Source organism: Streptomyces sp. Isolate_45, from assembly GCF_024721315.2.
In the GTDB taxonomy this organism is placed as follows: domain Bacteria; phylum Actinomycetota; class Actinomycetes; order Streptomycetales; family Streptomycetaceae; genus Streptomyces.
This window is the reverse complement of sequence record NZ_JANFAK020000146.1, coordinates 1-19,400: the sequence shown is the minus strand read 5'-3', so window position 1 is coordinate 19,400 and position 19,400 is coordinate 1. Positions and strand designations below refer to the sequence as shown.

2 protein-coding genes are annotated in these 19,400 nt (G+C 73.4%); both read left to right on the top strand.

Annotation, left to right across the window (positions count from 1 at the left end; translation table 11 throughout):
• Window positions 1-2,664: SDR family NAD(P)-dependent oxidoreductase (locus tag NOD94_RS32470; RefSeq protein WP_281209763.1), on the top strand; the 2,664-nt coding region annotated here is incomplete at its 5' end.
• Window positions 2,665-2,688: 24 nt separating this feature from the next.
• Window positions 2,689-19,400 (top strand): type I polyketide synthase (locus NOD94_RS32465; RefSeq protein WP_281209762.1); only part of this gene is annotated, 16,712 nt, incomplete at its 3' end.

Here is a 19,400-nt window from a genome sequence, read left to right as displayed (position 1 = left end):
GCCGTGCGTTTCCTCGACGGCGTCCGCACCCTGGAAGCCGCCGGCGTGACCACCTACCTCGAACTCGGTCCCGACGGCATCCTCTCCGCCCTCGCCCAGGACTGCCTCACCGAGGCCGTGGACGTCGCCTTCGTGCCCGTCCTGCGCGCCGGCCGGCCCGGCGGCGAAGCCGGGACCGTCACCGCAGCCCTCGCGCACGCCCACACCCGGGGCATCGCCCTCGACTGGCGGGCCTACTTCGCCGCCACCGGGAACCACGCCCGGCGCGTCGACCTGCCCACCTACCCCTTCCAGTCCCGACGCCACTGGCCCGAGCCCGCCGCCGAGCCCGCCGGTGCGGTGGCGCAGGCCGGGTCCGCCGCCGGGAACGGGGCCGACGCCCGGTTCTGGGACGTCATCGAGCGGGCCGACCTGACCGCGCTCGCCGACGAGTTCGACGTCGACGGCGACCGGCCGTTCAGCTCCGTACTGCCCGCCCTGTCCGCCTGGCGGCGGGACCGGCAGGCGCAGGCGGAGGCCGACTCGCTCCTCTACCGCGTCACCTGGCAGCCGTGGGCCGGCCAGGGCCCGGACAGGGGCCCGGCGGCCGCCGGTACATGGCTCGTCGCCGTACCCGCTCCGCAGGCGGCGGACCCGTGGGTCCGCACCCTGACCGACCGCCTGTACGGTGGCGGCGCCACGATCCTGCCGCTCCCGCTCGACGTCGCCCACGGCGACCCGGCGGTCCTGCGCGCCCACCTCGACGAGCGGCTCCGCGAAGCCGCCGCCGACCTGGTTGCCGGACCGGTCACCGGCGTCCTGTCGCTCCTGGCACTGGACGAGCGGCCGCACCCCGAACACCCCGGGGTACCCGTCGGGCTCGCCCTCACCGCCGCCCTGGCCTCCGTACTCACCTCGGAGGAGTTCACCTCCGGCCCGGAGGCACGGCACACCGGATGCGCCGACGCCCCCCTGTGGTGCGTCACCCGGGACGCCGTCGCCGCCGTCCCCGGCGACGCCCTCGGCGGCGCCGGCCAGGCCCAGGTCTGGGGGCTGGGCCGGGTGTTCGCGCTGGAGCACCCCGACCGCTGGGGCGGACTCCTCGACCTCCCCGAGGTGTGCGACGAGCGCGTACTGACCCGCCTGCCCGCCGTCCTCACCGCCGCCGGGGACGAGGACCAGCTCGCCCTCCGCGCCGCCGGCCCGTTCGTACGACGCCTCGTACGCGCCGGCGTCCCGACGGACACGACCGCCGCCCGCTGGACGCCGCACGGCACCGTACTCATCACGGGCGGCACGGGCGCCCTCGGCCGCCACGTGGCCCGACGCCTCGCCGAACGCGGCGCGCGGCACCTCGTGCTCGTCAGCCGGGCCGGAGCCGACGCACCCGGCGCCTGCGAGGTCCGGTCGGAACTCGAAGCGCTCGGTGCGGCCGTCACCCTGGCCGCCTGCGACGTCACCGACCTGGAAGCCCTGAGGGCACTCGTCGCGGGCCTGGAGGCCGACGGAACTCCCGTACGCGCCGTCGTGCACGCGGCCGGCATCTCCCAGCCGCCCGGCACCGGCACCGACCTGCCCGGCTTCGCCCGGGTCGTCACCGCCAAGACCGCGGGCGCCGTCCACCTCGACGCCCTGTTCGACGCGCCGGACTCCCTCGACGCGTTCGTCCTCTTCTCGTCCATCGCCGGTACGTGGGGCAGCGGCGGACAGTCGGCGTACGCCGCCGCCAACACCTTCCTCGACGCGCTCGCCGAGCGCCGCGCCGCCCGCGGGCTCGCCGCCACGGCGGTCGCCTGGGGACCGTGGGCGGACGGCGGCATGGCCGCCGAGGGCGACGCGGAGGAACAGCTCACCCGGCGCGGGCTGCCGCCCGTCGCCCCCGGCACGAACCTCACGGCCCTGGAACGCGCCCTGGCCGGCCGGGACGCGACCGTCACCGTCGCCGACGTCGACTGGGCACGGTTCGCCCCCGTGTTCGCCGCGGCGCGCCCCCGCCCCCTCATCGGCGACCTGCCCGAGGTACGCGACGCACTGCGCGGCGACGCACCCGGCGGCGGCGCCGCCACCGACACCGGCACCACGGCGGCCGACGCCGCCGCGGCCGTACTGCGAAGGCTCACCGACCTGTCCGGCGACGACCGGGACGCGGCCCTCCTCGACCTCGTGCGCGAGCACGCGGCCGCGGCACTCGGCCACCCCTCGGCGGACGCCGTCGCACCGGACCGGGCCTTCAAGGACCTGGGCTTCGACTCGCTCACCGCGGTCGAACTGCGCAACGGCCTGGGCGCCGCCTGCGGCCTGCGACTGCCCTCCACCCTGGTCTTCGACCATCCCAACCCGCAGGCCCTCACCCGCCACCTGCTGCACACCCTCTTCCCCGGCGGCAGCGGCGCCACGGGCGTTCCGTTCGTCACGGACCTGGACAGCGACCCACAGGACGCGGAACTGCGCCGCACCCTGGCCGGCATCCCGATCGGCCGGATCCGCGAAGCGGGACTCCTGGACACCCTCCTCAGGCTCGCCGCCCCCGACCCCACGGCCTCCGGCCCGGGTCCGGAGGCCGCCGACGCCGCGGGGTCCATCGACACGATGGACCTCCAGGACCTCCTCGACCTCGCCCTCGACGGTGGAGGGCCCGACGACGACGGCCCCACCGGCGACACCACCAGCAACAGCAACTTCTGACCTGCCCGAAGTGCGGAGTAAGTGATGACCACCCCGAACGAAAAAGTCGTTGAAGCGCTGCGGGCCTCCCTCAAGGAAACCGAGCGGCTGCGCCGCCGGAACCAGGAGCTCACCGACGCTTCCCGCGAACCCATCGCGATCGTCGGCATGAGCTGCCGCTTCCCCGGCGGGATCGGATCCCCCGAGGACCTGTGGAAGCTCGTCGAGAGCGGCGGCGACGCCATCTCCGGCTTCCCCACCGACCGCGGCTGGGACATCGAGTCGCTGTACGACCCCGACCCCGACCACGCCGGCACCACGTACGCCCGCCACGGCGGGTTCCTCCACGAGGCACCCGACTTCGACGCCTCCTTCTTCGGGATCTCCCCCCGCGAGGCCCTCGCCATGGACCCGCAGCAGCGCCTGCTGCTGGAAACCTCGTGGGAGGCCTTCGAACGGGCCGGCATCGACCCGGCGACCCTGCGCGGCAGCCGCGCCGGGGTGTTCGTCGGCGCGTCCGCCAACGCCTACGGCGCCGGCTCGGGCGAACTGCCCGACGGCGTCGAGGGGCACCTCCTCACCGGTACCGCCTCCAGCGTGGTCTCCGGCCGCCTCGCCTACGTCTTCGGGCTGGAGGGCCCCGCCGCCACCGTCGACACGGCCTGCTCGTCGTCCTCCGTCGCCCTGCACATGGCCGTCCAGGCGCTGCGCCAGGGGGAGTGCTCGCTGGCGCTCGCCGCCGGCGTCACCGTCCTCGCCGGGCCGGAGGTCTTCGTCGAGTTCAGCCGCCAGCGCGGGCTGTCTCCCGACGGCCGCTGCAAGTCCTTCGCCGAGGCGGCGGACGGCACCGGCTGGTCGGAGGGCGTCGGCGTCCTGCTGGTGGAACGCCTCTCCGACGCCCGCCGCAACGGCCACCGCGTCCTGGCCGTCGTCCGGGGCTCGGCCGTCAACCAGGACGGCGCGTCCAACGGCCTGACCGCCCCGAACGGCCCCGCGCAGCAGCGCGTCATCCGTCAGGCCCTCGAAAGCGCCCGCCTCACCCCCGGTGACATCGACGCCGTGGAGGCGCACGGCACGGGAACCACCCTGGGCGACCCGATCGAGGCCCAGGCCCTCCTGGCGACCTACGGGCAGGACCGCCCGGCGGACCGGCCGCTGTGGCTGGGCTCCCTGAAGTCCAACCTCGGCCACACCCAGAACGTCGCCGGTATCGCCGGCGTCATCAAGATGGTCATGGCGATGCGGCACGGCGTGCTGCCCCGCACCCTCCACGTCGACGAGCCGACCTCGCACGTCGACTGGTCCGCGGGCGCGGTCTCGCTGCTCACGGAGCAGCAGCCCTGGCCGCTTACCGGTCGCCCGTACCGGGTCGGCGTCTCCGCCTTCGGCGTCAGCGGCACCAACGTGCACACGATCATCGAGCAGGCCCCGGAGGCCGACCGGACCCCCGAGGACGGGGCCGGAACCCCGGCGCCCGCGGCTGCCCCGGTCGTACCGTGGTTGCTCTCCGCGAAGGGCCGCGGCGCCCTGCGCGCACAGGCCGGGCGTCTGCTCGCGCACGCCGCGGAACACCCCGGGTCGAGCCCCGTGGACATCGCCCGTTCGCTGGCCGTCGGCCGGGCGGTGTTCGAGGACCGCGCGGTGGTGGTCGCGGGCGACCGCGACGGCCTGCTCGCCGGCCTCGCGGCACTGGCCGAGGACACCCCGGCGGCAGGAGTGGTGTCGGGCTCCCCGACCGGTGGGAAACTCGCCTTCCTGTTCACCGGGCAGGGCAGCCAGCGGCTGGGGATGGGGCGCGAACTGTACGACGCCTACCCGGTGTTCGCGGGCGCGCTGGATGCCGTGTGCGAGACCATGGGTCCTGAACTGCCGCTGAAGGACGTGTTGTTCGGATCCGATGCGGGTCTGCTGGACGAGACGCGGTTCACGCAGCCGGCGTTGTTCGCGGTCGAGGTGGCGCTGTTCCGGCTCCTCGAATCGTGGGGTGTGCGGCCGGACTTCGTATCCGGGCACTCGATCGGTGAGATCGCCGCCGCGCACGTGGCGGGGGTGCTGTCCCTGGACGACGCGTGCGCTCTGGTCGCGGCGCGTGGCCGGCTGATGCAGGCGCTGCCGACCGGCGGAGTCATGATCGCCGTCCAGGCGTCCGAGGACGAGGTCCTGCCGCTGCTGACCGAGCGGGTGAGCGTCGCCGCCGTCAACGGTCCGCGGTCGATCGTGATCGCCGGTGACGAGGACGCCGCCGTCGCGGTGGTGGAGTCCCTCGCCGGTCGCAAGAGCAAGCGCCTCACCGTCAGTCACGCGTTCCACTCGCCGCACATGGACGGCATGCTGGACGACTTCCGCCGGGTCGTGGAGGGCCTGTCCTTCGCCGCCCCGCGCATTCCGATCGTCTCCAACCTGACCGGCGCCCTCGTCACCGAGGGTGAGATGGGTACGGCCGACTTCTGGGTCCGGCACGTCCGCGACGCCGTCCGCTTCCTCGACGGCGTCCGGACCCTGGAGGCCACCGGGGTCACGACGTACCTCGAACTCGGCCCCGACGGCGTCCTCTCCGCCCTCGCCCAGGACTGCCTCACCCAGGACTCCGCCACCCAGGACACCGTCTTCGCACCCGTCCTGCGCAAGGGCCGTCCCGAGGCCGAGACGCTGGTGACCGCCCTCGCACGGGCCCACGTCCACGGCGCCCGGGTCGACTGGCAGACCTTCTTCTCCGACACCGGTGCCGGACGCGTCGACGACCTGCCCACCTACCCCTTCCAGCGGCAGCGCTACTGGATCGAGCCCGGCAGCCCGATCGGTGACCTCGGCGCGGCCGGACTGGAAGGCGCCGCGCACCCGCTGCTCGGCGCGACGGTCGCCCTCGCCGACTCCGGTGGCCTCGTCTTCACCGCGATGCTCTCGTCGACCACCCACCCCTGGCTCGTCGACCACGCCGTGATGGGCAGCGTCCTGCTCCCCGGCACCGCCTTCGTCGACCTGGCGATCTGGGCCGGCGACCAGGTCGGCTGCGCAACCGTCGAGGAACTCACCCTCGAAGCACCGCTCGTCCTGCCCGAACGCGGCGGCGTACAGCTCCAGATGCACGTCAGCGCGCCCGACGCCGACGGAAGCGGACGCCGCTCCCTCAGCCTCTCCTCCCGCCCGAAGGACAGCGCACCCGACGAGCCCTGGACGCGGCACGCCGGCGGCGCACTGGCGCCCGCCGCCCTCGCGGCGGCCCCGACACCGTTCGCGGCTGGACCGTGGCCCCCCGCCGGTGCCGAGCCCCTCCCCACGGAAAGCCTCTACGCCGACCTCGCCGAGGTCGGCATGGGCTACGGGCCCGTGTTCCGCGGCCTCACCGCCGCCTGGCAACAGGGTGACAGCGTCTACGCCGAGGTCACCCTGCCCGAGGAAACCGCCACCACGGCCGGGGACTTCGGCCTGCACCCCGCCCTCCTCGACGCCGCGCTCCACACGCTGGGCCTCGGAGTCCTCGGCGGAACCGAGGGCGAGGGCCGCCTCCCGTTCGCCTGGAGCGGTGTGACCCTCCACGCCAACGGCGCCGACGCACTGCGCGTGCGCCTCACCCCGACGGGCCGGGGCGGCGGCATCCGCCTGGAGATCGCCGGCGCGACGGGCACGCCCGTCGCGACCGTCGACTCGCTCGTCCTGCGGGCCGTGTCGGCCCAGCAGGTCCGGGCGGCGGCCACCGCCCACCACGAGTCCGTGTTCCGCACGGAGTGGACACCGCTGCCCGCCGCCCCCGCCCCGACCGCCGGCCGTTGGGCCGTCCTGGGCGCCGCGGTCCCCGCCGCCCTCCTCGGCGCCGGCGCGGCCGCCGCCACGATCACCGTCCACGCGGACCTGGCCGAACTGGCGGCCGCCGTCGACGCCGGAGCACCCGTCCCCGACGCCGTGTTCACCGCCTACGGGCAGGCGGCCACCGACAGCCGGGACGCCGACGGCTCCGACACCGGGAGCGCGCACGCCGAAGGCCCGTACGCCGAAGGCCCCCGCACCACCGTGCCGGAGTTCTCCGCCGCGGCCGTGCACCGGGCCGCGCACCACGCCCTCGACCTAGCCCGAACCTGGCTCGACGCCGAGCCCTTCGCCGGCGACCGGTTCGCCACCACCCGCCTCGTCGTCCTCACCCGCGGCACCGTCGCGGCCGGCGACGTCGACGCCGGAAACGCCACGGTCACCGACCCCGTCCACGCGGCCGTCCGGGGCCTGCTGTCCTCCGCGCAGGCCGAACACCCCGACCGGATCCTGCTGCTCGACACCGACGGAACCGAGGACTCCGCTCACGCCCTGCCCGCCGCCCTCGCCACCGCCCTCACCGCGGGCGAACCCCGGCTCGCCCTGCGCGCCGGAACCGTCCTCGTACCGCGCTTCACCCGGGTGGCCCGCGACACCCCGGAAGCCGACGCGGAACCGCCGGCCACGACGGGCGTCGAGTACGCGCCGGAATCGACCGTACTGATCACCGGCGCCGGCGGGCTCCTCGGCGGACTGATCGCCCGCCGACTCGTCGCCGGGCACGGCGTACGGCACCTGCTGCTCGTCGGCCGCCGCGGCGGATCCACCCCCGAAGCGCAGCAGCTCACCACCGAACTCGCCACCGCCGGAGCATCGGTGACCTGGGCGGCCTGCGACGTCGCCGACCGGGACGCCCTCGCCGCCGTACTGGACGCGATACCCGCCGAGCATCCGCTCGGCGCGGTCGTCCACACCGCCGGCGTCCTCGACGACGGCATCATCACCTCCCTCACGCCCGAACGCCTGTCGGCCGTACTGCGACCCAAGGCCGACGCGGCCTGCAACCTCCACGAACTGACCCGCGACCTCGACCTGTCCGCCTTCCTGCTGTTCTCGTCCATCGGCGGCATCCTCGGCGGCGCCGGCCAGGGCAACTACGCGGCCGCCAACGTCTTCCTCGACGCGCTCGCCCGGCACCGCCGCTCCCTCGGCCTGCCCGCCACCTCCCTCGCCTGGTCCCTGTGGGCTGACGGGTCGGGCATGGCCGGCAGCCTGACCGACGCCGACGTCGGCCGCATGACCCGCGGCGGACTGCCCCCGCTCACCACGGCGGAGGGCCTCGACCTCTTCGACCTCGCCCACCGCATCGACGAACCCGTACCGGTCCTGATGCGCGTCGACCTGCCCGGCCTGCGCACGCAGGCCCGCGCAGGGGCCCTGTCCCCGCTGCTGCGCGGACTCGTACGGGTCCCCGTACGCCGCTCCGCCGGCGCCACGGCCGCCGCGGCGGGTGCCTCCGGCCTGCGGGCGAGCCTGGCCGGCCTCCAGGCCGCCGAGCAGGACCGTACGCTCCTCGACCTCGTGCGCAAGCAGGTCGCCTCGGCACTGGGTTACCCGGGCGCCGCCTCCGTGGAGCCGGGCCGGTCGTTCAAGGAACTCGGCTTCGACTCGCTCACCGCGGTCGAACTGCGCAACCTCCTCGGCGAGGCCACCGGCCGCCGCCTGCCCGCCACCCTCGTCTTCGACTACCCGACGGCCACCGCCCTCGCCCAGTACCTCCGCCAGGAGATCATCGGCGACCTCGCGGACGACGCGAGCACCGGCGCGACCGGCCCCACCACACGAAGGACGGCCGCCGCCACCGCGGCCGAGGACGACGACCCGATCGCCGTCGTCGCCATGAACTGTCGCTTCCCCGGCGGCATCAACTCTCCCGAGGACCTGTGGCGGATGCTCGCCGAGGGCCGCGACGGCATCACCGCCTTCCCCGCCGACCGCGGCTGGGACCTCGACACCCTCTACAGCGACGACCCCGACCGCGAAGGCACCAGCTACGTCCGCGAGGGCGGATTCCTCCACGAGGCCGCCGCCTTCGACGCCGCCTTCTTCGGGATCTCCCCGCGCGAGGCCCTCGCCATGGACCCGCAGCAGCGCCTGCTGCTGGAGACCACCTGGGAGACGTTCGAGCGCGCCGGCATCGACCCGACCACGCTGCGCGGCAGCCGCACCGGCGTGTTCATCGGATCCAACGCCCAGGACTACCTCCAGCTGTGGCTGAACGACGGCGACGGCCTCGAAGGACACCTCGGCACCGGCAACGCGGCCAGCGTCGTCTCCGGCCGCATCTCCTACACCTTCGGCCTGGAGGGCCCGGCCGTCACCGTCGACACGGCCTGCTCCTCGTCGCTCGTCACCCTGCACCTCGCCGCGCAGGCCCTGCGCAGCGGCGAGTGCGCGATGGCACTCGCGGGCGCCGTGACCATCATGTCCACGCCCGGCGCGTTCACCGAGTTCAGCCGCCAGCGAGGCCTGGCGGAGAACGGCCGCATCAAGGCGTTCGCCGCGGCCGCCGACGGCACCATCTGGTCCGAGGGCGTCGGCCTGCTCCTCCTGGAACGGCTCTCCGACGCCCGCCGCAACGGCCACCAGGTACTCGCCGTCGTCCGCGGCACCGCCGTCAACCAGGACGGTGCCTCCAACGGCCTCACCGCCCCCAACGGGCCCTCGCAGCAGCGCGTCATCCGCGAGGCCCTCGCCGACGCCGGCCTGACCACCACCGACATCGACGCCGTCGAGGCCCACGGCACCGGAACCCGCCTCGGCGACCCGATCGAGGCCCAGGCCCTCCTCGCCACCTACGGCCAGGACCGACCGGCCGACCGACCGCTGCTGCTCGGCTCCGTGAAGTCGAACATCGGCCACACCCAGGCCGTCGCCGGCGCCGCAGGCGTCATCAAGATGGTCATGGCGATGCGGCACGGCGTGCTGCCCCAAACCCTCCACATCGACGAGCCGACCCCCTACGTCGACTGGACGGCTGGTGACATCGAGCTGCTGACCGAGCAGCGCGCATGGCCCGAGACGGGCCGCCCGCGCCGGGCCGGCATCTCCTCGTTCGGCTACAGCGGCACCAACGCCCACGCCGTCATCGAGCAGGCCCCGCAACACGCCGACGACCCCGCGCCGGAGACACCGACCACGCCCGGCCTCCCGGTGCTGCCGTGGCTCGTCTCCGGCCGCACCGCGGCCGCCCTCCACGCCCAGGCGGAGCGGCTGCGCCCCGCCGCGGCCGACGCGGTGGCCGCCACGGGAGCCCGCGGCGCACTCGACCTCGGCCACACCCTCGCCACCCACCGCGCCGCCCTGGAGCACCGCGCGGTCGTGCTCGCCCCGCCGTCGGACGGCGACGCCCTCCTCGGCCGCCTGACCGCCCTGGCCGCGGGAGAACCGGTACCGGGTCTCGTACAGGGCGTGGCGTCGAGCGGCGGACTCGCTTTCCTGTTCACCGGCCAGGGCAGCCAGCGGCTCGGGATGGGACGCGAACTGTACGACGCCTTCCCGGCGTTCAAGGCTGCGCTCGACGCGGTGTGCGAGTACCTGGATGCGGTGCTGGAACTGCCGCTCAGGGGCGTGCTGTTCGGGTCGGATGCCGGTCTGCTGGACGAGACGCGGTTCACGCAGCCGGCGTTGTTCGCGGTCGAGGTGGCGTTGTTCCGGCTCGTCGAGTCGTGGGGTGTGCGGCCGGACTTCCTGTCCGGTCATTCGATCGGTGAGATCGCCGCCGCGCATGTGGCGGGTGTGTTGTCGCTGGAGGACGCGTGCGCTCTGGTGGCGGCGCGTGGCCGGTTGATGCAGGCGCTGCCGGCGGGTGGCGTGATGATCGCGGTTCAGGCGGCGGAGGACGAGGTCCTGCCGTTGCTGACGGACCGGGTGAGCATCGCCGCCGTCAACGGTCCGCGGTCGGTCGTGATCGCGGGTGACGAGGACGCCGCGGTTGCGGTCGTCGAATCCCTCGGCGGTCGGAAGAGCAAGCGCCTCACCGTGAGCCATGCGTTCCACTCGCCGCACATGGATGCCATGCTGGACGACTTCCGCCGGGTGGTGGAAGGGCTCTCCTTCGAGGTTCCGCGCATCCCGATCGTGTCGAACCTGACCGGCGCCCTGGTCACCGAGGGTGAGATGGGTACGGCGGACTTCTGGGTCCGGCACGTCCGCGACGCCGTCCGCTTCCTCGACGGCGTCCGCGCCCTGGAAGCGGCGGGTGCGACGACGTTCCTGGAACTGGGCCCGGACGGCGTGCTGTCCGCGCTCGCACAGGACTGCCTGACGGGCGACGCGAACACCGCCTTCGTCCCCGTTCTGCGTGCGGACCGGGGAGAAGCGGAGACGCTCGTCACCGCCGTCGCCCAGGCACACGTGCGGGGTGTGGAGGTCGACTGGTCCTCCTACTTCGCCGGTACGGGCGCCCGGCGCGTGGAGCTGCCGACGTACGCCTTCCAGCGGCAGCGCTACTGGCCCGAGACCATCCTCTGGAACGGCACCGTCGCCTCCGCGCCGGCCGTCGATGCGGTGGACGCCCGGTTCTGGGACGCGGTGGAGCGCGGCGACCTCACCTCGCTGGCATCCGAACTGGACATGGCGGACGACGCACGCATCAGCGACCTCGTTCCCGCCCTGTCGGCCTGGCGCCGACAGGGACAGGAGCAGTCGGCGGTCGACGGCTGGCGCTACCGGGTGTCCTGGAAGCCGTTGACGGAGGCCGGTGCGGGTGCCGGTGCTCGGCTGTCGGGTACTTGGCTGGTTGTGGTTTCCGGCGCCGGGTCCGGTGATGAGGCTGTGGTGGGTGCGCTCGCCGGGCGCGGTGCCGAGGTGCGCCGGGTCGTGGTCGAGTCCGGCGCGGACCGGGCTGCTTGGGCCGATCTGCTGTCGGACGTCGGGTCCGTGGCCGGGGTGGTGTCGCTGCTCGCCCTGGGCGAGGACGCGGGTGTGGTGGACACGGCCGTTCTCGTGCAGGCGTTGGGTGATGCCGGGATTGAGGCGCCCCTGTGGTGCCTGACGCGGGGCGCCGTCAGTGTCGGCCGTTCCGATGTCCTGGTCTCGGCGGTTCAGGCGCAGGTGTGGGGTCTGGGTCGGGTGGCCGCTCTGGAGGTTCCGGAGCGTTGGGGTGGTCTGGTGGACCTTCCCGAGGTGTGGGACGAGCGGGCGATGAGCCGGCTTGTGGGTGTCCTGGCCGGTGGTGCTGCTGGTGAGGACCAGGTCGCGGTCCGTTCCTCCGGTGTCTTCGGACGCCGTCTGGTCCGCGCGGCTGCCGAGACCATGGGCTCCTGGGCGCCGTCCGGGACGGTCCTGGTGACCGGTGGTACGGGTGCACTGGGCGGTCGGATCGCGCGGTGGTTGGCCGGGGCGGGTGCTTCGCGGCTGGTGCTGACCAGCCGTCGGGGCGCGGATGCCCCTGGCGCCGCCGACTTGGTGGCCGAGCTGTCGGGGCTGGGTGTGGAGGTTTCGGTGGTGGCGTGTGACGCCGCCGACCGGGATGCGCTGCGTCCGTTGCTGGCCGCCGAGTCGGACACGCTGACTGCGGTCGTGCACACCGCCGGAATCCTGGACGACGGGGTGTTGGATGCGCTGACGCCTGAGCGGTTCGAGAGCGTGCTGCGGGCCAAGGCGGTCTCCGCGCTCAACCTGCATGACTTGACCGTCGAGCTCGGCATCGAACTCTCGGCGTTCGTGCTGTTCTCCTCGGTGAGCGGGACCGTCGGTGCGGCAGGTCAGGGCAATTACGCCGCCGCGAACGCCTATCTCGACGCGTTGGCCGAGCAGCGCCGCGCGGCCGGTCTGGTCGCGACGTCAATCGCTTGGGGTCCGTGGGCCGACAGTGGCATGGCCGCCGACGAGGCCCTTGAGGCCCGGATGCGCCGCGGCGGCGTACCGCCCATGAACGCCGACCTCGCGATCACCGCCCTCCGTCAGGCCGTCGGCTCGGACGAGGCGGCGCTGACGATCGTCGACTTCGACTGGACTCGGTTCGCGCCCGGGTTCACGGCCGTGCGCGTCGGCAAGCTGCTCGCCGACCTGCCCGACGCCGAAGCGGTCACCCGTGGCGCGGAGCGGACGGGCGACTCCACCGAGCGGGCGGGTTCCTCGCTCGCCGAGCAACTTCGGCGCCTGCCCGCCGGCGACCGGGAGGCCTTCCTCCTCGACCTCGTGCGCGCACAGGTGGCCGAGGTCCTCGGCCACGCCGGGGTACAGGACGTCGAGGCGGGACGGGCCTTCCGCGAGATCGGCTTCGACTCGCTCACCGCGGTCGAACTCCGCAACCGGCTCGGCTCCGCCACCGAACTGCGGCTGTCGGCGACGCTCGTCTACGACTACCCGACCCCGGCCGCGCTCGCCGCACACCTGGGTTCCGAACTCCTCGGAAACCAGGTCGAGGCGGCCGTCCCGACGGCCAAGGCCGTCGACGACGACCCGATCGCGATCGTCGCGATGAGCTGCCGCTTCCCCGGCGGCGTCCGCACACCGGAAGACCTCTGGCAGCTGCTGGCGTCCGGCACCGACGCGATCTCGGACCTCCCCCTGGACCGCGGCTGGGACCTCGACGCCCTCTACGACGCCGATCCGAGCTCGCAGGGCACCTCGTACGCCCGCGAGGGCGGATTCCTCTACGACGTCGCCGACTTCGACGCCGACTTCTTCGGGATCTCGCCGCGCGAGGCCCTCGCCATGGACCCGCAGCAGCGCCTGCTGCTGGAAACCTCGTGGGAGGCGTTCGAGCGCGCCGGCATCGACCCCGAGACGCTGCGCGGCAGCCAGGCGGGTGTGTTCGTCGGGACCAACGGCCAGGACTACCTCTCCGTCCTGCTGGAGGAACCGGCCGGGCTGGAAGGCCATTTGGGCACGGGCAACGCCGCGAGCGTCGTCTCCGGCCGGCTGTCCTACGTGTTCGGCCTCGAAGGCCCGGCGGTCACCGTCGACACGGCCTGCTCCTCGTCGCTGGTCGCGCTGCACTGGGCGATCCAGGCGCTGCGGCAGGGCGAGTGCGACCTGGCCCTGGCCGGCGGAGTCACCGTGATGTCCACACCCGGCACGTTCATCGAGTTCAGCCGTCAGCGCGGACTCGCGGCCGACGGTCGGATCAAGGCGTTCGCGGCGGGCGCGGACGGTACGGGCTGGGGCGAGGGTGTCGGCATGCTGCTCGTGGAGCGGCTGTCGGACGCCCGCCGCAACGGGCATCCGGTGCTCGCGGTGGTGCGTGGTTCGGCCGTCAACCAGGACGGTGCGAGCAACGGTCTGACGGCGCCGAACGGACCTTCGCAGCAGCGGGTGATCCGGCAGGCGTTGGCGAGTGCCGGTCTGTCGGCCGCCGACGTTGACGCCGTCGAGGCCCACGGCACCGGTACGACCCTCGGAGACCCGATCGAGGCGCAGGCGCTCCTGGCCACGTACGGCCAGGACCGACCCGAGGGGCAGCCGTTGCTGCTCGGCTCGATCAAGTCCAACATCGGCCACACCCAGGCCGCCGCAGGTGTGGCAGGCGTCATCAAGATGGTGATGGCCATGCAGGAGGGTGTGCTCCCCGAGAGCCTCCACATCGACGAACCCTCCCCGCAGGTCGACTGGCGGGCGGGCGACATCGAGCTGCTGACCGGGCAGCGCGCATGGCCGGCGACCGGGCGTCCGCGCCGGGCCGGCATCTCCTCGTTCGGCTTCAGCGGTACCAACGCCCACACGATCATCGAGCAGGCGCCGCAGCCGGCACCTGGCACGGACGACGCCGAATCCCTGGATCCGAGCGTCCCGCCGCTGCGAACGGGGCTGCCGCTGCCGCTGATGATCTCGGCGAAGAACGTGACGGGACTCCGATCCCAGGCCGACAACCTGCGGACCCGGCTCCTCGCGGACCCCGAGCTGTCGCTGACCGACCTCGGCAGGACCCTGGCGACAGGCCGGTCGGCGTTCGACGAGCGGGCGGCCGTGGTCGCCACGGACCGTGAAGGCCTGCTGGCCGGCCTCGCGGCGTTGGCGGACGGAGAATCGGCTGCGGGAGTGGTGACGGGCTCGCCGGTCGGCGGGAAGCTTGCCTTCCTGTTCACCGGGCAGGGCAGTCAGCGGCTGGACATGGGGCGCGAGCTGTACGACGCCTTCCCCGTGTTCGCCCAAGCACTGGATGCCGTCTGCGCCCGACTCGATCTCGAACGTCCCCTGCAGGAGGTGCTGTTCGGGGCCGATGCGGATGCGCTGGATGAGACGCGGTTCACGCAGCCGGCGTTGTTCGCGGTCGAGGTGGCGCTGTTCCGGCTCCTCGAATCGTGGGGTGTGCGGCCGGACTTCGTATCCGGGCACTCGATCGGTGAGATCGTTGCCGCGCACGTGGCGGGGGTGCTGTCCCTGGACGACGCGTGCGCGTTGGTGGCCGCGCGTGGTCGCCTGATGCAGGCGCTGCCGGGCGGTGGCGTGATGATCGCTGTTCAGGCGTCGGAGGCCGAGGTCCTGCCGCTGCTGACCGACCGGGTGAGCATCGCGGCGGTCAACGGTCCGCAAGCGATCGTGATCGCCGGTGACGAGGACGCCGCCGTCGCGGTCGTGGAGTTCCTTGGTGACAGGAAGAGCAAGCGGCTCACAGTGAGCCACGCCTTCCACTCGCCGCACATGGACGGCATGCTCGAGGACTTCCGTCAGGTGGTGGAGGGGCTGGAGTTCGCCGCCCCGCGCATTCCGGTCGTGTCGAACCTGACCGGTGCCCTGGTCGCCGATGGCGAGATGGGTTCGGCGGACTTCTGGGTCCGGCACGTCCGCGAGGCCGTCCGCTTCCTCGACGGCATGCGGGCCCTGGAGCGTGCGGGCGTCACGACCTACGTCGAGCTCGGGCCCGACGGCGTCCTGTCCGCCCTCGGACAGGAATGCCTTGCCGAACCCGGCGCAGTGTTCGCGCCGGTCATCCGCAAGGGACGATCCGAGGCGGAAACGGTGTTGGCCGCCCTGGCCGGCAGCCACGTCCGTGGGATCTCCGTCGACTGGCGGGCGGTCTACGGGACCGGCGCCGTACGCGTCGACCTGCCGACGTACGCCTTCCAGCGCACCCGGTACTGGCCGGAAGCGGCGCTGGTGCGACGCGGCGGGGCCGGTACGCGTTCGGAGATCGACGGATGGCGCTATCGGGTCACATGGAAGCCGCTGACGGATGCCGGTTCGGGTGGAACCCTGTCCGGGTCCTGGCTGGTGGTGGTTCCGTCCGAGGGCGTGGACGACACGGCCGTGGTGGGTGCGCTGGTCGGGCGCGGGGCCGAGGTCCGGCGTGTGGTGGTGCGGTCCGGTTCCGGTCGGGAGGCTCTGGCCGGGTTGTTGTCCGACGCGGGGGCCGTGGCCGGCGTGGTGTCGCTGCTCGCCTGGGACGGGTCCGCCGGTGTCGTCACGACTGCCGCCCTGGTGCAGGCGCTCGGCGATGCCAAGGTGGGGGCGCCGTTGTGGTGCCTGACCCGTGGTGCGGTGAGCGTAGGCCGTTCGGACCGGCTCGTCGCGGCGGTTCAGGCGCAGGTGTGGGGTCTGGGCCGGGTCGCGGCCCTGGAGGCGCCCGAGCGTTGGGGTGGTCTGGTCGACCTTCCCGAGGTGTGGGACGAGCGGGCGATGAGCCGGCTGGTGGGTGTCCTGGCCGGTGGTGCTGCTGGTGAGGACCAGCTCGCGGTCCGTTCCTCCGGGGTCTTCGGACGCCGTCTGGTGCGCGCTGCCGCCGTTCAGGGAGACCCGACCTGGACGCCGTCCGGGACGGTCCTGGTGACCGGCGGTACGGGTGCCCTGGGCGGTCGGGTCGCTCGGTGGCTGGCCGGGGCGGGTGCCGGGCGTCTGGTGCTGACCAGCCGCCGGGGTACGGATGCCCCTGGCGCCGCCGAGTTGGTGGCCGAGCTGTCGGGGACGGGCGTGGAGGTTTCGGTGGTGGCGTGCGACGCCGCCGACCGGGATGCGCTGCGCGCCCTCCTGGCCGCCGAGGCGGACACGCTGACCGCGGTCGTGCACACCGCCGGAATCCTCGATGACGGGGTGTTGGATGCGCTGACGCCGGAGCGGTTCGAGAGCGTGCTGCGGGCCAAGGCGGCGTCGGCCCTCAACCTGCACGAGCTGACAGTCGAGCTGGGCATCGAACTGTCCGCGTTCGTGCTGTTCTCGTCCGTCACGGGCACGTGGGGCACGGCAGGCCAGGCCAACTACGCCGCCGCGAACGCATACTTGGATGCCCTGGCCGAGCAGCGTCGCGCCGACGGTCTGGCCGCCACGTCGATCGCCTGGGGCCCGTGGGCCGAAGGCGGCATGGCGGCCGACGGTGCCATGGACGCCCGCATGCGCAAGGGCGGCGTACCGCCCATGGCGGTCGGATCGGCCATCGACGCCCTCCACCGAGCCCTCGACGCGAACGACACCGTCGTCACCGTCGTGGACGTGGACTGGGACCGGTTCGCGGCCGGCTTCACCGCCGCGCGCGCCGGCAATCTCCTCGCCGAACTCCCCGAGGCCCGCCACGCGCTCTCCGCGCGCGGGGCCGACGCAGGATCCGCCGACCGGGCGGGCGACGATCGGCACTCCCTCGTGTCACGGCTGGCGGGACTCCCCGTCGCCGAGCGGGACCGGCTGCTACTGGACCTCGTCCGCAAGGAGGTCGCCGCGGTCCTCGGCCACGCCGGCGCGGAAAGCGTGGGCGCGGGAAGGGCGTTCAAGGAACTCGGTTTCGACTCGCTGACCGCCGTCGAGCTCCGCAACAGGCTGGGAGCCACCACCGGACTGCGACTCCCCGCCACGCTGATCTACGACTACCCGACCTCCGCCGACCTGGCGGACCACCTGCGCGGCGAACTCCTCGGCACCGAAGCCGCGGTGACCCCCTTCGCGGCGACGGCCGGGGCGGCCGATGACGATCCGATCGCGATCGTCGCGATGAGCTGCCGCTTCCCCGGCGGGGTGCGCACCCCCGAGGACCTGTGGCAGCTGCTGGCGGCCGGAGGCGACGCCATAGGCGAGTTCCCGGCCGACCGCGGCTGGGACGCGGAGGAACTCTTCGGACCCCGGTCCGAGCAGGACACCCCGTACGCCCGTGAAGGCGGATTCCTCTACGACGTGGCGCAGTTCGACCCCGGCTTCTTCGGCATCTCGCCGCGCGAGGCCCTCGCCATGGACCCGCAGCAGCGGCTGCTGCTGGAAACCTCGTGGGAGGCGTTCGAGCGGGCCGGCATCGACCCGTCGTCCCTGCGCGGCAGCCAGGCGGGTGTGTTCGTCGGGACCAACGGCCAGGACTACCTCTCGCTCGTGCTGAACTCCGCCGACGGCGGCGACGGTTTCATGAGCACCGGGAACTCCGCGAGCGTCGTCTCCGGCCGACTCTCCTACGTCTTCGGCCTCGAAGGCCCCGCCGTCACCGTCGACACCGCCTGCTCGGCATCGCTCGTCGCCCTGCACCTCGCCGTGCAGGCGCTGCGTAGCGGCGAATGCTCCATCGCACTGGCCGGTGGCGTGACGGTCATGTCGACGCCGGGTGCGTTCGTCGAGTTCGCCCGTCAGGGCGGGCTCGCCGCGGACGGTCGGATCAAGGCGTTCGCGGCGGGTGCGGACGGTACGGGCTGGGGCGAGGGGGTCGGCATGCTGCTCGTGGAGCGGCTGTCGGACGCTCGCCGCAACGGGCATCCGGTGTTGGCGGTGGTGCGTGGTTCGGCCGTCAACCAGGACGGTGCGAGCAACGGTCTGACCGCTCCGAACGGGCCCTCGCAGCAGCGGGTGATCCGTGCGGCGCTGGCCGGTGCGGGTCTGTCGGCCGCCGACGTGGACGCAGTCGAGGCCCACGGCACCGGCACGAAGCTGGGCGACCCGATCGAGGCGCAGGCGCTGCTCGCCACGTACGGGCAGGACCGGCCCGAGGGGCAACCGCTGCTGCTCGGCTCGATCAAGTCCAACATCGGACACACGCAGGCCGCCGCCGGTGTGGCCGGTGTCATCAAGATGGTCATGGCGATGCGGCACGGGACGCTGCCGCGGACCCTGCACGTGGACGGGCCCACCCCGCACGTCGACTGGACGGCGGGCGACGTCGAGATCCTCACCGAGCAGCGCGCGTGGCCGGAGACCGGGCGTCCGCGCCGGGCCGGCGTCTCCTCGTTCGGTGTGAGCGGCACGAACGCCCACACCATCCTGGAGCAGGCACCCGAGGTCCCCGAAGTACCCGAGACGGTGGAAACGGACACCTCCGGCGCCTGGCCGTGGATCCTGTCGGGCCGTACGCAAGCGGCTCTGCGCGACCAGGCCGCCCGACTCCTTGGGCACCTCGCCGGACACGACGAGGCACGGCCGGTGGACGTCGGCCACTCGCTCACGGCGGGGCGGGCTCTGCTCGACCACCGCGCCGTCATCGTCGCGGGAGCCGGAGACGACTACCGCGGGGCGCTGACGGCACTGGCGGCCGGCGACTCCGTCGCCGAGCTGACCCGGGGCGTGGCGAGCGCGGAACAGAAGGTGGCCTTCCTGTTCACCGGGCAGGGCAGCCAGCGGATCGGGATGGGGCGCGAACTCTACGAAACCTTCCCGGTGTTCGCCGACGCGCTGGACACCGTCTGCGCCCACACGGACACACTGCTGGAAGTCCCGCTGAAGGAAGTCCTGTTCGGGACCGACGCGGAACTCTTGGATCGGACCGGGTACACGCAGCCGGCGTTGTTCGCCGTCGAGGTGGCGTTGTTCCGGCTGCTCGAATCGTGGGGTGTGCGGCCGGACTTCGTGTCCGGTCATTCGATCGGTGAGATCGTTGCCGCGCACGTGGCGGGGGTGTTGTCGCTGGACGACGCGTGCGTGTTGGTGGCGGCTCGTGGGCGGTTGATGCAGGCGCTGCCTTCGGGTGGTGTGATGGTCGCGGTGCAGGCGTCGGAGGACGAGGTCCTGCCGCTGTTGACCGATCGGGTGAGCGTCGCGGCGGTCAACGGTCCGGGGTCGGTGGTCATCGCCGGTGACGAGGACGCGGCGTCGGCGGTCGTGGCGGCCTT